12 protein-coding genes are annotated in these 12802 nt (G+C 42.7%); 8 read left to right on the top strand and 4 right to left on the bottom strand.

Features of this window, described 5'->3' with window-relative positions:
• Nucleotides 1-55: 55 nt before the first annotated feature.
• Nucleotides 56-925, top strand: coding sequence for a LysR family transcriptional regulator (locus ACLIIY_RS07925; RefSeq protein WP_434528479.1), 870 nt, complete (start codon nucleotides 56-58; stop codon nucleotides 923-925).
• A gap of 66 nt (nucleotides 926-991) precedes the next feature.
• On the opposite strand, the gene ACLIIY_RS07920 is transcribed toward ACLIIY_RS07925, so the two are convergent.
• From ACLIIY_RS07920 to ACLIIY_RS07905, 4 genes are all read right to left on the bottom strand, one after another.
• Nucleotides 992-2011, bottom strand: a complete 1020-nt coding sequence (locus ACLIIY_RS07920; protein WP_434528478.1) for an FUSC family protein — start codon at nucleotides 2009-2011, stop codon at nucleotides 992-994.
• A 133-nt stretch (nucleotides 2012-2144) separates the two neighbouring features.
• A complete protein-coding gene (locus ACLIIY_RS07915) occupies nucleotides 2145-3146 on the bottom strand; it encodes a DUF2955 domain-containing protein (RefSeq protein WP_434528477.1) in 1002 nt (333 codons plus the stop codon).
• A complete protein-coding gene (locus tag ACLIIY_RS07910) occupies nucleotides 3136-4242 on the bottom strand; it encodes an HlyD family secretion protein (RefSeq protein WP_434528476.1) in 1107 nt (368 codons plus the stop codon). The genes ACLIIY_RS07915 and ACLIIY_RS07910 overlap by 11 nt, the downstream gene beginning before the upstream one ends.
• A gap of 284 nt (nucleotides 4243-4526) precedes the next feature.
• The gene (locus ACLIIY_RS07905) at nucleotides 4527-4754 is read right to left on the bottom strand and encodes a glutaredoxin family protein (RefSeq protein WP_005439862.1); all 228 of its coding nucleotides are present in this window, start codon (nucleotides 4752-4754) and stop codon (nucleotides 4527-4529) included.
• A gap of 284 nt (nucleotides 4755-5038) precedes the next feature.
• On the opposite strand from ACLIIY_RS07905, the gene ACLIIY_RS07900 reads away from it, so the two are divergent.
• The 7 genes from ACLIIY_RS07900 to ACLIIY_RS07870 all read left to right on the top strand — a co-directional run bounded on the left by ACLIIY_RS07900 (nucleotide 5039) and on the right by ACLIIY_RS07870 (nucleotide 12802).
• Nucleotides 5039-5959: an IS5-like element ISVa2 family transposase gene (locus ACLIIY_RS07900; RefSeq protein WP_010446562.1), complete on the top strand. Its 921-nt coding sequence runs from the start codon at nucleotides 5039-5041 to the stop codon at nucleotides 5957-5959.
• Nucleotides 5960-6314: 355 nt separating this feature from the next.
• Complete coding sequence (locus ACLIIY_RS07895; protein WP_434528475.1) at nucleotides 6315-6656, top strand: hypothetical protein; 342 nt, start codon at nucleotides 6315-6317, stop codon at nucleotides 6654-6656.
• Nucleotides 6657-7136: 480 nt separating this feature from the next.
• Complete coding sequence (locus tag ACLIIY_RS07890) at nucleotides 7137-7640, top strand: hypothetical protein (RefSeq protein ID WP_270050688.1); 504 nt, start codon at nucleotides 7137-7139, stop codon at nucleotides 7638-7640.
• Between the two features lie 75 nt (nucleotides 7641-7715).
• Entirely contained in the window at nucleotides 7716-8129 is a 414-nt protein-coding gene (locus ACLIIY_RS07885) for a hypothetical protein (protein WP_434528474.1), read from the top strand.
• Between the two features lie 64 nt (nucleotides 8130-8193).
• Nucleotides 8194-9114, top strand: a complete 921-nt coding sequence (locus ACLIIY_RS07880; protein ID WP_010446562.1) for an IS5-like element ISVa2 family transposase — start codon at nucleotides 8194-8196, stop codon at nucleotides 9112-9114.
• 185 nt (nucleotides 9115-9299) lie between these two features.
• Entirely contained in the window at nucleotides 9300-12071 is a 2772-nt protein-coding gene (locus ACLIIY_RS07875; protein ID WP_434528473.1) for a TcfC E-set like domain-containing protein, read from the top strand.
• A gap of 8 nt (nucleotides 12072-12079) precedes the next feature.
• Entirely contained in the window at nucleotides 12080-12802 is a 723-nt protein-coding gene (locus tag ACLIIY_RS07870) for a hypothetical protein (RefSeq protein ID WP_005439867.1), read from the top strand.

The following is a 12802-nucleotide window of genomic DNA, read 5'->3' as shown; positions in this document are numbered from 1 at the left end:
AGTTGTGGATTGAAAAAATATATTAAAAATATGGTTGGTATATATTTTTGATCTAATGGAATCGAAACAACTCAAACACTTTTTGGCGGTCGCGGAACACGGCAACATTACTCATGCAGCTAAGGCTTTGCACATTGCTCAGCCAGCGTTAAGTATTTCAATTAAGAAGTTCGAACAGTCTCTTGGTGTGACGCTGTTTCGCCGAGAAGAAAAGAAAATCAGCTTAACCAAAGAAGGGGAAACCCTGTTGGTTCATGCTAAGCGAGTGATTCAGCAGTTACACGATGCGCAGCTAGCGATTGATGAACTCAAAGGTTTAGCCAAAGGGGAAGTGCGCCTTGGTACGCCTTCAATGATGGGCAGCTATTTCTTCCCTCGAATTGTCATGGCGTTTAAGAGCCAGTATCCAGATTTAAAGCTGACGCTGGTGGAGGCGGGCACTCAGTCTATTCGTCGAATGTTACTTAATGGTCAGCTCGATATTGGCGTGATCAGCTGTGACGATGTACCAGAGGACTTAGAAACTGACCATTTGTTTACTAGCCAAATGGTCGCCGTTGTAGCTCCGGAACATGATTTAGCTCAGGGCAGTGCCATCACATTTGATCAGTTTTTCGAGCATGATTTGGTGATGTTCCAACATGGCTACTTCCACCGAGAATTCTTAGACCACGTGAGTGAAGAGCATGGCTTTACGATGAAGTCCTCATTCGAAACCAACTTGCTGCCGCTCATTCTGAGTATCGTTAAGCAAGAATTCGCTATTACCGCTCTCCTAGAACTGGTGACACAACATGAACAGGGTGTGGTGGGTATTCCATTTGAACCTAGCGTTAAGCTCGACCTTGCACTTGCGTGGCGAAAACAAGGCTATCTATCCATTGCCGACCGTACTTTTATTGACTTTGTGAAGCGGTATGTTTGATTTGCATCCAGTTAAAACCAAACTGTTCAATGGAAAGCCTCCCTTTAATTGGGAGGCTTTTCTTTTTTATGCAGTTATCTCTTTCTCATTAAGTGGTATCAAAACCCCAAGAGCCACCATGGCAGCGCCACCGATTACGGTGAACAATACTCGCTGCGAAAAGATCAATTCAGCCATTTCCGGATTAAAAGGGCCCACCGATACAGTAAGAATAAGCAGCATGATACAAGCTGTGGCAATGGTGTAGTTGTGTTCGAGATACACAAGGATGCCGTATAGCGAAGCGATGACCAAAACCCACATGGTTATTGTCATTGCCATGTCGGAGTTGAACGAGCCCAATAGCAATCCCACAGGCAAATAAACTAATGCGCCAAGCAAGGTTCCGTTCAAACGTTGCCAAGCTTTCGGTGCTAAATCTTTGCTGAACGGGCTGTGGATCATCATAAATAGGTAAGCACCTAAAACGGCTCCTGTGCCACCCCATATACCTAGCGACAGCACCAAGCCAATCCCTAGCGCTTTGCGGCTGGAGTACTTGAGATCAACACGACCAATTTTATGTGTGGTGCTCATCGAGCCATTCTGGGTGTTGGCGTTTGTCCAAACCAACGTACTAGCAATGATCGCCACAGTGATGCCAAGCACAACCGATACTGAACGTTGAAGCATCAGTTCTGTGGCTGGGATATCTACTGGCATCATCATCGATAACAACATAAACGTCAGCGGCAGAATGTACTTTGGTACTCCTTGATGGTGTTTATCGCGCTCTGTTATGACGAGCAAGAAGGCAAACAGCGCACTAGTAAAAGGTGCATAAGTGATAGGTACCATGGAAAGTGGTACCGCAATTAATGTCATGATCAAAGGATGAAGGCTACCTAATAGCGTGTCCTTTGTTGTGCTGTATTTGAGATTGTATAGATAATGGATGATTCCCACTTCCACCGCCACAAAAGCTTCTCCGACATCATAAAAATACGCGCTGATGATAAGCAGCACGATAGAAAGCAAAAACATGCGGTTGCCTAACACAAGGTAAGGCTTTGGTGGGATGAATTTTTTAGCGAGTGAATCGAGCATGGCGTATTTCCCATCCTTCAGTGAATAACAATATGGAAGGTATGAGATTACCAATTTGATGAAATATTCATTGCCAGTTTGCGACAATAGTGATGAAAGCTTGAGCAGCATAAAGTGCCCAAGCTTAATGCGACTACGCGGTCTTCTTGTCGCGAGATTCGAAGAAATAGGTGACAAATACCATGTAAGCAACGACCAACACTAACTGCCATATCCGAACGTAAAACTTATCGTCTAGCGCACCGCTGCTCATGGAGGTACCCATTAACACCATAAAGCCCGTAAATGCAGTGGCGTAGACTGGGGCTTTGGCGGGCTCGGTGTAAATCTTGGTACCAAGTAACGTAATAACCACCAACATCACAAGCATGTAGATGTACATATTTGGCACCAGAGAAATGGTAACGAAGGCTGCGAAAGCGAGTAGTCCTCCTAACACATTACTGATAACAAAAAACAATGATGTTTTGCCAGCTTTGTCACTGGTTGCCATCAGAGAAAGCAACATGACAAACGCAACCGTGAGCAATATTTGTGACAGTTGGAAATAGAAATAAAAACAAACCAAGGGAAACGACATCATCCAAGCTCGAATCGCAGCATTCCAACGCACTTCTTTGCTTAAGGGGGAAGGGGGAAAGCCAGCAAATTCAGTCGCATCCTCTTCTGGGAAGTAAACATGCGACACGCCGTAAAGCACGACAGCGACGATACCAGAAAACGCAAAACCGATGCCTACGTCTAACGCTGCTTGCTTGTCGATGATGGTAACCGATGGAATCAAAATCAAGGCAATCATTAAGAAAGTGGCAAACATTACCCATTTCGGATCGGTAAATAGGTAATAGCTCCACAACATGCCCAGCGACAGTACAGCCAAAAAACCTATTTTGTACTCTGGCAAGCCGCTCGATACCAAAAAGCCAATGACCGCGGTGGAGATCAACGCATAGCCAAGTTGTTTGACATGCAGAATATGAAATTGCGGTTTATCGACGATGAATTTTGCCGTCAAAAGAGGCGTACAAAATGCCAAAGGCCAGTTAAACCATAACGCCATAAAAGTAGCCAAACCTACAGTGACAACATAGCGCAGTATTCGACGTTCTTGTGCTTGGGTCAGACTATCTAACATAAGAGAATACGCTCACTAGATTGATCCAAATCTTACCCAGAAAGTTAAATAGAGTGTTGCTCTCGGTGTAGATCACTACATCTGCTTGTCCACCGATGCGCATGAAGTCAGCGGCATGTTTATCATCGAGCTTAATGGTCACGGGCATACGCTGTGTATCGCGAAGCCAGCCATTTTGATTTTTTACGGTGGCTAAGGTGCCTGGCTGATTATTCGCGCCCCATGCAACCCCTAAATCTACGGAAGATACTGTGCCATAGAAGGTTTGTCCGGGAGCATAATCGAGCGCAATTTCAACTTTATCTCCGGCGTTAATGTTGCCCATGCTGTTTTCACGGAAGAAGGCTTCAAGCCATAAGCCGTCGCTTTCAACAAACGTCATCAAGGGAGAACCTGCCGTGGCATAAGCGCCTTGAGACAAATTAAAATTGGTCACAGCGCCATCAGAAGGTGCTCGCATTGTTGTGCGTGATAAGTTCAGTTGCGCTTGTTGCAGTTCCAGTAAAGCCGATTGGATCTGAGCGTTTTCTTCACCTGCAGCTCCCACCTGAGCTTTTGCTTTTTCTAGATTCGCTTTGGCGTTAACGACATCGGCATTCGCTTTATCAATGGCTGCGCGAGTAGTGTCTGCATCTGATTTTGAAACCACGCCTTTTTCTGCCATGGCTAAAACTCGCTGCCCTTGGCGTTTAGCATTTTCTTGTGCGACGAGCGCGGTGGTCAATTGAGCTTGTGCTGACATCACCCCTGCCATTTGTGAGCCAACATTCTGTCCTGCGATCTTTAGCTTTGCTTCCGCTTGTTTGACCGCAATCTGGTGATCGGTGGTATTGATTTGTAGTAGCACATCGCCTTTTTTGACTTGGGTATTTGGTTTAACGCTGACACTGTCTACTTGGCCAGAAACTTGTGGGATCAATGAGACGACATTGCCTTCCACGCGGACATTATCGGTCGTCGGAATGATGCGATCTGCCACAATCGCTGTACCAATGGACACCATAGTGAGTGCAAATAATGCATTGGTTGTGCGCTTGACCTTATTAACAGGTTGCGGCGTCTGGCTTACTTGGTTTTCTGCTGCTGTCTCTGACATATTCACACTCACTGATGATAGAAAAGAACGGTCAGAGTTTATGAACGACGCAAGATAAGGCGCGAATTAAACTGAGACCGGTTGGCGTGAGTGTAAAAATACAGTGTGTTAGTCACTAAAAATTGCCATTACACGACATTTGCTAATTTTAATCGTAGCTAGGTTGAGCAGAGGATCGTAGATGCTCAGGCGAGATAAGGGTGGGGCAGATACAAAAAGAGCCTCTCTTTGGAGAGGCTCTTCAGTGTGGACTAAGTAACCGAGCAATTGGATTGGTTCGTCTCTTAGTTACTGTACATTTTTTCAAAGTTCTTTGGGTTCCAGCCAATCATGACTCGATCACCAATCTTCAGTACAGGCACTGAACGAGCACCCAGAGCATCGAGCTCTTTGCGACCGCGTTGCATTTTTGCGTTGCACAAGCGGTAGTTAATATTTTTCGAATCAAGATAACGTTGAGCATCTTTGCAGTGCGGGCATTTGTCTTTGACGTAAAGAACGACACGTTTCATTCAATTTCTCTCCATTATCGTCGGGAGGCGAAGTTTAGCGAGGTTTCAAGGGAAAGAAAAGCTTGGTGAACGACTAAATAAAGTAGGATTAACGGGAGGAAGAGCTTAGACATCAGAGAGATTGAGGATAAAAAAATCCCCTCCGTAGGGAGGGGGAATAATAAAGCATTATGTAGTTCAAGACTAAAGACGAGCACCATGAAAGGGCTTTGTTGCGTAATTCGATGGAACTAAATCAAGAAACTACGATCTGAGCGGCTACGCCCATCAATCGTCGTAGCCTCATGCCTAAACCTCGTTACAAAACAACTAACTGGAAGCAGTACAATAAATCCTTAATCAACCGTGGTTCTCTGACCTTTTGGATTGATGAGGAAGCGATAGCTGAGTGGAAGCAAAACAAACAAGGCAAGCGTGGTAGACCTCGCCGATTCAGCGACTTAGCCATTACTACCGCACTGATGGTGAAACGCGTTTTCTCTATGCCCTTGAGAGCGCTGCAAGGTTTTCTAGACTCCGTATTTAAGCTGGCTAACATCCCGCTTGTTTGCCCGCACTACACCTGTATAAGCCGCCGAGCTAAGGAAGTTGAAGTTTCATTTAAAACCAAAACCAGAGGAGCAATACAACATCTGGCCATTGATGCCACTGGCCTCAAGGTTTATGGCGAAGGTGAATGGAAGGTCAAGAAGCATGGAACTGATGGGAAGCGAAGAGTCTGGCGTAAGCTGCATATCGCGGTAGATACAAGCACCCACGAAATAGTCGCAGCAGAGCTGAGCTTATCTAACGTAACTGATGCCGAAGTGCTCCCCAACTTACTCAAGCAAACACGTCGTAAAATCATTGAGATATCAGGCGATGGCGCTTATGACACAAGGAATTGCCATGATGCCATACGGATCAAGCGAGCTGTTCCGCTCATCCCGCCAAGAGAAGGAGCAGCCTTCTGGGAACAAGGGCATCCTCGTAACTTAGCGGTAGGTTGCCAGAAGCTCTACGGCTCCAACAAGAAGTGGAAAAAGCGGTATGGCTATCATAAGCGCTCTCTGTCAGAGACCGCAATGTACCGAGTAAAACAGTTGCTAGGTGGGAAATTAAGTCTAAGAAATTACAACGCTCAGGTTGGCGAGACTTACGCCATGATCAAAGCACTGAACAAACTTACAGGGCTTGGTATGCCTGAAACTCAGTATATTGTATAACAGTCGCTCAACTTTAGGAGGTTTGGTTTCTCGTCTGAATTACGCAACAAAGCCCCATGAAAGTGCTACGAGAGGGATATTATGTAATTTTATAGGCATGTTATATAGCACTTCATATTAATTTGTATAAAGAATGCATACTATGGCTTAATAATGTCATAAATGAAAAATGCTATTTTATTTTATCCTTGATGAAAATGAGATTAAATAGCCTACAATTCACTAGTTTATAACTTTTATTAGCATGAATGTAAAACATAAAACAAGAAAGCTATTCTAGCTAAAAGATTCATTATGAAATTATCAATCAACCAAAGGATATGATGTTTAATGAATCAAAACTAGCGATAAGACCATGCCGAAAGATACGACAACCCGCGCGGAGCAGTTTATTATTAAAGCAAAAGAGAAATATGGAGATTTATACGATTACTCGAAAGTCGATTACCTCAACCAAAACACCTATGTGCAGATCATTTGTCTTGTACATGGCTCTTTCTACACATCCCCTAAAAACTTCCTAGCTGCCAACAAAAAAGTAGGGTGTCCCGTTTGCAACCGTCAAAGCCGACAGAGCAAATTGAGTCAAAAACAGGTTACTAAAGTCGCGTCAACAAAAGGATGCAACACCAACAATTTCAATGTGTGCGGGAGTGCCAGTAAGCATAAGCACTTACTGTGTGAAGTGTTTCGATAACAAGCTATTCCAAAACAATCACCAGTCTACCCATTAGATCGAAGGACTTTTCTCTATCTTCCATCTATCTCTACAGAACTTCAAAACATCATCCGATTGTGTATTGGGTGATGTACAACGCTCTCTGATTTTAACCACTTAGGCATCACCCTCTTACTCATCAGAATCTTGTAAACTCGAAAAATTTCTGTCCTTTTTGATGCTAAATAAAAAGAAAGTTCTTCTTATTGTCTTTTTAATCAATTTTATTTTTCTTATAGAGCATGACGTTGTCGTATATATGGGGGGAATATAGAAGATAAGTAATAAACACTTTGCCATAGGCAGTTATTTATATTGATTGTTTGAAATGCTCAATAAATTACTTCGAGTGATTTGCAAAATACACACATCTGGTCACGGCGGAGTGAGGAAACATATCCAACTGATTCAGATTAACTTACTTACATTGTGTATTTATATTTCCTAAGGAAGACAAAAATGAACAACTTCAAAAAAGCAGCACTAACTTCTCTAGTTTTGGCAGGTATGGCTATGGGTAGTGCTCAAGCAGCAGACGCAGTGGTAGTGTGGACAGGTAAAGTTCCTGCAATCAACGCAGATGATACTCTTGTTATTACTGGTCTTGGTGGTGATTTGAGCCCTGTAACAGGTACTCTTGCTCCAAATATCGATGGTACATTCGTATCACCAACTCTTCTACTAGAGTCACACGAAAACACAGGTACAGCTGAAGCTCCAATTGTCGGCGCTTTACAAAATGCGAACTGGACTCTAAAAGCGGCTGAAATCGCATACGCGGGCTCTCCACAGCTTGACCAAGTTTCTGAAGTTAAGATTAACGGCGAAGTCGTCGCTCTTAACGGTGTTGTATCAGACACTTCTGAAATCGGCGTAACTATCTCTCAAACTGCGGTACTTGCAGCAGACGTTAGTGGCCAAGATGTTCAAGCGTCAGTAACGCTACTTGCATCGGCAATGTAATAAGCCTTCTCTATAAGGTTTTATAGTTAGGGCTTGCGTCAAGCAAGCCCTATTAATTTTAGCTAGTGAATCGATATGAAAAAAACAACAGTAATGTTACTTGGATTTATGTTCATTAGCATGAATGTGAGTGCTTTAGAAAAAACACTAAGAGTAACAACAAACATAGATATTAGTAACCTTTATACCGATGCGATTACCAAGGTCGAATTCGAGCCTGCGTCATTACAACTTGATATTCAAGACGATAGATCAGGGTTCAAGAACGAAGTTACAACGATGAAAGTATCAACCGATATACCAATGAATACTTCGAGCGTCGGGTATACCTCTGAACTATTAAGAAATACAACAAGTTGTACTGATTATTTTGGCGAGGTGAATCCCCAAGATAATTTTACCTCTGTCTATTTTGATGGCGATTTGATTGCGATAGGTGAGAAGGCTTTGTTGGAAGATTTTAAGACTGATGATGGCTTTGTTGCGTAATTCGATGGAACTAAATCAAGAAACTACGATCTGAGCGGCTACGCCCATCAATCGTCGTAGCCTCATGCCTAAACCTCGTTACAAAACAACTAACTGGAAGCAGTACAATAAATCCTTAATCAACCGTGGTTCTCTGACCTTTTGGATTGATGAGGAAGCGATAGCTGAGTGGAAGCAAAACAAACAAGGCAAGCGTGGTAGACCTCGCCGATTCAGCGACTTAGCCATTACTACCGCACTGATGGTGAAACGCGTTTTCTCTATGCCCTTGAGAGCGCTGCAAGGTTTTCTAGACTCCGTATTTAAGCTGGCTAACATCCCGCTTGTTTGCCCGCACTACACCTGTATAAGCCGCCGAGCTAAGGAAGTTGAAGTTTCATTTAAAACCAAAACCAGAGGAGCAATACAACATCTGGCCATTGATGCCACTGGCCTCAAGGTTTATGGCGAAGGTGAATGGAAGGTCAAGAAGCATGGAACTGATGGGAAGCGAAGAGTCTGGCGTAAGCTGCATATCGCGGTAGATACAAGCACCCACGAAATAGTCGCAGCAGAGCTGAGCTTATCTAACGTAACTGATGCCGAAGTGCTCCCCAACTTACTCAAGCAAACACGTCGTAAAATCATTGAGATATCAGGCGATGGCGCTTATGACACAAGGAATTGCCATGATGCCATACGGATCAAGCGAGCTGTTCCGCTCATCCCGCCAAGAGAAGGAGCAGCCTTCTGGGAACAAGGGCATCCTCGTAACTTAGCGGTAGGTTGCCAGAAGCTCTACGGCTCCAACAAGAAGTGGAAAAAGCGGTATGGCTATCATAAGCGCTCTCTGTCAGAGACCGCAATGTACCGAGTAAAACAGTTGCTAGGTGGGAAATTAAGTCTAAGAAATTACAACGCTCAGGTTGGCGAGACTTACGCCATGATCAAAGCACTGAACAAACTTACAGGGCTTGGTATGCCTGAAACTCAGTATATTGTATAACAGTCGCTCAACTTTAGGAGGTTTGGTTTCTCGTCTGAATTACGCAACAAAGCCACTGATGATGGTACTTATAAATATAGCGAACACAGTATCGAATTAAAATTTATCCCTTTTTCTGAAGCCATATCAACAGGTCCTTTGAAAGAATGCAGTGGCGAAGTAGAGTTTAGAGTTGGAGTAGATATATGAACAACAAATTTAAGTATGCAAGCATTTCTTTCGCTATAGCATGCCAACTTTACTCAAATAATATTTTTGCTACAGGTGTTCCTGATGGCTTTGAAGATCATTTCAAGTTACAAGAGACGTTTGTTAAATTCCGAAACCTCGATGGCTCTTTTTCTGAGCCAGTACCTGTGTTGAGCTCATTTCAAACATTAAAAATTGATGAAAATAATCAAGACTCTTTAGATAAGATCGAAAAGTACCTCAACGATAACAATATTAAAGCCGATTATCACCAACAAATCATCTCAGTCTTAATTCAAGGAATAGAAGATAAGTCACAGTGCATTGGCAAAATTGAAAACTGTGAGATTTTCCCGGAAACCTTCGAAATTGTTCAAAACTATAACGACCAAGAAGTGTATTTGTTTGTTTCTCCGAGCATTCTCGAACTCTATAATTCAAACAAAAACCGCAGATATCATGAGCCCAAAAGTAATAGCAATGGTCTGATCAATTCTTTCGATTTGTATGTTAGTACCTATCATGAAAGGGATTCAGTTGTATCACTCAATGATGAAGTGACACTTGGTCTCCCTTATGGTTATTTAAGAAGCGATTTCAATTTAACCAATAGTGAAAATGGCTCAGAGCTGTACGAAGCGGCATATCATTTGGACGTGGACGCCTACGCTTTCAAAGCAGGACATTTTGAGTATGACCCAACCGTAAACTCCACAGATTACTTAAACAATACTGCTCGTTTGTCACAAAATTCGGTGACTTTTGCCACTTCAGAAAAGCTCTTAGTAGGCGGCAAGAACAGCAATAAAGTATTGAGTTTCTATGTTCCTTCGAGTGGTCTTGTACAAGTCTTTCGTGGTGAGCGAATAATCTATCAAGCGAATGTGCCAGAAGGCCAAAATTCAATCTCTTACAGTGAATTACCATCCGGACGATATGAGGCAAGAGTTGAAGTTTCTAATAATGGACAAGTGGTAAACACACAGTCATTCCAAGTCTACAACAGTACAAATGACACGCTTACTGAAGGAAGTGTGGACTACGCCCTCAGTGCAGGTTTGTTTGCGGAAAGTTACTACGACTATGAGGATAGCGGTGTCACAGAGATTAAAGACGATGCCTATGGCCGAGGGCTTATCAACTATCAGGTTTTGCCATCACTTCAGTTAGGAGCAGGGGCTCTGGTGACGGATACTGGAAACATGTATAGCCTAGGGGCTAACTACTACTTGCTCAACACAGGGATGGTATTGGAAGGCGTTCACAGCCAGTTTGATGACGCAGCGCACAGTAACGTCAACCTCGGTTTGCCTTGGTTTAATGTGTCATACGAATCGTTAGATAACGACAAAGGTGACCCAGTTGCCTCACATATGTATGGCTATATTGATTACTCTCGGTGGTCGGTCAACTCGAGTTATAACTTTGGGCAAGGCCGCTCCATTTACGCGATCTATACCCGCAGTGATGAGACATTACTCAATAATCAAATCGGTGGCGGAGGTCTTGAGCGAGAAACCAACCTTGTTTCTGTTGGTTACAGTGCGCCGGCAATTTTAGATTCTCGTTTGAACCTAAACTTTGACTACTCCGACGTCGATGAGAGCAAGAACATTAGCGTACTGTGGACTATTCCTCTCTCAGACTCAATGGACGCTATCGCGAGTATTTCGTCTGATACTGACACGCTAAACCAATTACGAACGTCAGTAAGAAAAAGCAACTTATTGGACTCTGATTCAGTGAATACGGCTTTAGAGGTTGGCAACACTTATAACCGTGACCTCGAAGATATGTATCAAGACGCTACGTTGAGTGCTGATGGCTACAACGATTATGCACGAATGAACGCATTGGCTTATGTCTCTTCGCAAGACAGCACTCGCGGTATTAACGCTGGCTTATCGAGTACACAGATTGTCACGACGGAAGGCGTTCATATAACCAAAGATCGTTCGGAAGCTTATACCTTGGTCAATATCCAAGATATTCGCAACACCGAAAATGATGAAGAGATAATTGAGAAAGGTTATCTAACGCTTGCTCGAGATGGCAAAACCAACAGTAAGTTTATCGTATATGACGATGACCAAATTGTTCCTTTGCGAAGTTACCATGAATACGATGCTAACTTTGATTCCCAAAGTGTCAATTTGTACAACTCAGGTGAAAGTAAGAAAAAAGTCTACACCCACCCGGGTACGGTTTCTTACCTATCTCCTAAGATCAGCCGCGTCGTTTCATTTGTGAGTGCGTTCAACAACATCTCTGATGAACCTATTACTGACGTCCAATGTGAGGGCATAGGATGTTTGGAAGTCAATGAAATGGCCGATGGTGTTTATCGAGTAACGGTTCTGGAAGGATTAGATTTTGAACTGACCTCAGATCAAAACGAATGCTTGTTACCTTATGAGTTTACATCAACGACTCAATTGAACTTTGGACAGAATTACTGCTTGCCAATTGCAGACGGTAATGAAGTTCAACAGATTGAGATTGATGAAGAGTTGTTTAGTGCCATTTTTCTAGGTTCCTATGAGGAGTCTGAACAATTAAATGATTCAGTTAAGAAGCTTAAGTCATTGGGATATCGAGTTATTCAAAAAGACATTGGTTCATTGAAGGCCGTTTATATTGCCCATAAAGCGTCGAATATGGCCGATATGTTAGCAAGTCATGAAAAAGAAATTGAAACGATCAAACTATTAGCAAAGCGTTTGTATAAAACTAATTCAATCAGTTACCCAGTTGCGAAAGTAAATTAAGGCATGTCATGAAATTAAAGAATATTACCTTACCATTGTTAAGTTTAGCTTTTACTGTTTTTTCTGTTCCATCACAAGCATTCAAGGTGGATAAAATGGTGATTGTTGGTGACGAAAGAGGTAATGGAATAATTACCCTGAGTAACGATCAAGATGTTCCACTGTTTATTAATACGGAAATCGATGAAGTTAATATTAATAATGGGGTGGATATTGATAAGGTCAATTACTCGAGAGACAACTTAGAAGATTGGAAGATCTCGTTAACTTATCAAAAGTTGGTGCTTAAACCTGGTGAAACGAAAGACATCGGTATTCGAAGCCTTTGTCACAATACAACTTGTGATAACTCAAAGGACTTAATGTTTATGTTGTCGTTCATTCCAAGTAAATATCAAGAAGGTGAAAGACAAACTTCTGGTGTTGATATCAACTATGGTTTCGCACCCGTTTATATCATTCCGACGACTGCTCCTCAGCTTAATTATGAAATCTTAAACAAAGGGGAAACGTTAGAAGTTAAGAACGACAGCAATACGATGATCAATATCTTCATAGATAGTTGTGATTCTCGAGTGACTGCTCAGTGTCGACAAAAGCTCACTGTTTTAGCTGGTCGCGAGAAAACCTTTAACTTGTTGGATACCATTCAGCGCGATGCGTTAAATATCATAGTCAACTCTCACGATGGTAGCTATTCCAAAGCTGAAATCATTAGACGGAGTAATTAA

Origin of the sequence: Vibrio sp. K4, assembly GCF_051122595.1 — a bacterium.
GTDB lineage: Bacteria > Pseudomonadota > Gammaproteobacteria > Enterobacterales > Vibrionaceae > Vibrio > Vibrio owensii.
The sequence above is the reverse complement of the archived record's forward strand: the minus strand, read 5'-3'. Positions and strand labels throughout refer to the sequence as shown.

Excerpts from the sequence above, each read along its gene's own strand:
- ACLIIY_RS07925 (WP_434528479.1), top strand. The coding sequence starts at position 56 with ATGGAATCGAAACAACTCAAACACTTTTTGGCGGTCGCGGAACACGGC.
- ACLIIY_RS07920 (WP_434528478.1), bottom strand. The coding sequence starts at position 2,011 with ATGCTCGATTCACTCGCTAAAAAATTCATCCCACCAAAGCCTTACCTT.
- ACLIIY_RS07915 (WP_434528477.1), bottom strand. The coding sequence starts at position 3,146 with ATGTTAGATAGTCTGACCCAAGCACAAGAACGTCGAATACTGCGCTAT.
- ACLIIY_RS07910 (WP_434528476.1), bottom strand. The coding sequence starts at position 4,242 with ATGTCAGAGACAGCAGCAGAAAACCAAGTAAGCCAGACGCCGCAACCT.
- ACLIIY_RS07905 (WP_005439862.1), bottom strand. The coding sequence starts at position 4,754 with ATGAAACGTGTCGTTCTTTACGTCAAAGACAAATGCCCGCACTGCAAA.
- ACLIIY_RS07900 (WP_010446562.1), top strand. The coding sequence starts at position 5,039 with ATGCCTAAACCTCGTTACAAAACAACTAACTGGAAGCAGTACAATAAA.
- ACLIIY_RS07895 (WP_434528475.1), top strand. The coding sequence starts at position 6,315 with ATGCCGAAAGATACGACAACCCGCGCGGAGCAGTTTATTATTAAAGCA.
- ACLIIY_RS07890 (WP_270050688.1), top strand. The coding sequence starts at position 7,137 with ATGAACAACTTCAAAAAAGCAGCACTAACTTCTCTAGTTTTGGCAGGT.
- ACLIIY_RS07885 (WP_434528474.1), top strand. The coding sequence starts at position 7,716 with ATGAAAAAAACAACAGTAATGTTACTTGGATTTATGTTCATTAGCATG.
- ACLIIY_RS07880 (WP_010446562.1), top strand. The coding sequence starts at position 8,194 with ATGCCTAAACCTCGTTACAAAACAACTAACTGGAAGCAGTACAATAAA.
- ACLIIY_RS07875 (WP_434528473.1), top strand. The coding sequence starts at position 9,300 with ATGAACAACAAATTTAAGTATGCAAGCATTTCTTTCGCTATAGCATGC.
- ACLIIY_RS07870 (WP_005439867.1), top strand. The coding sequence starts at position 12,080 with ATGAAATTAAAGAATATTACCTTACCATTGTTAAGTTTAGCTTTTACT.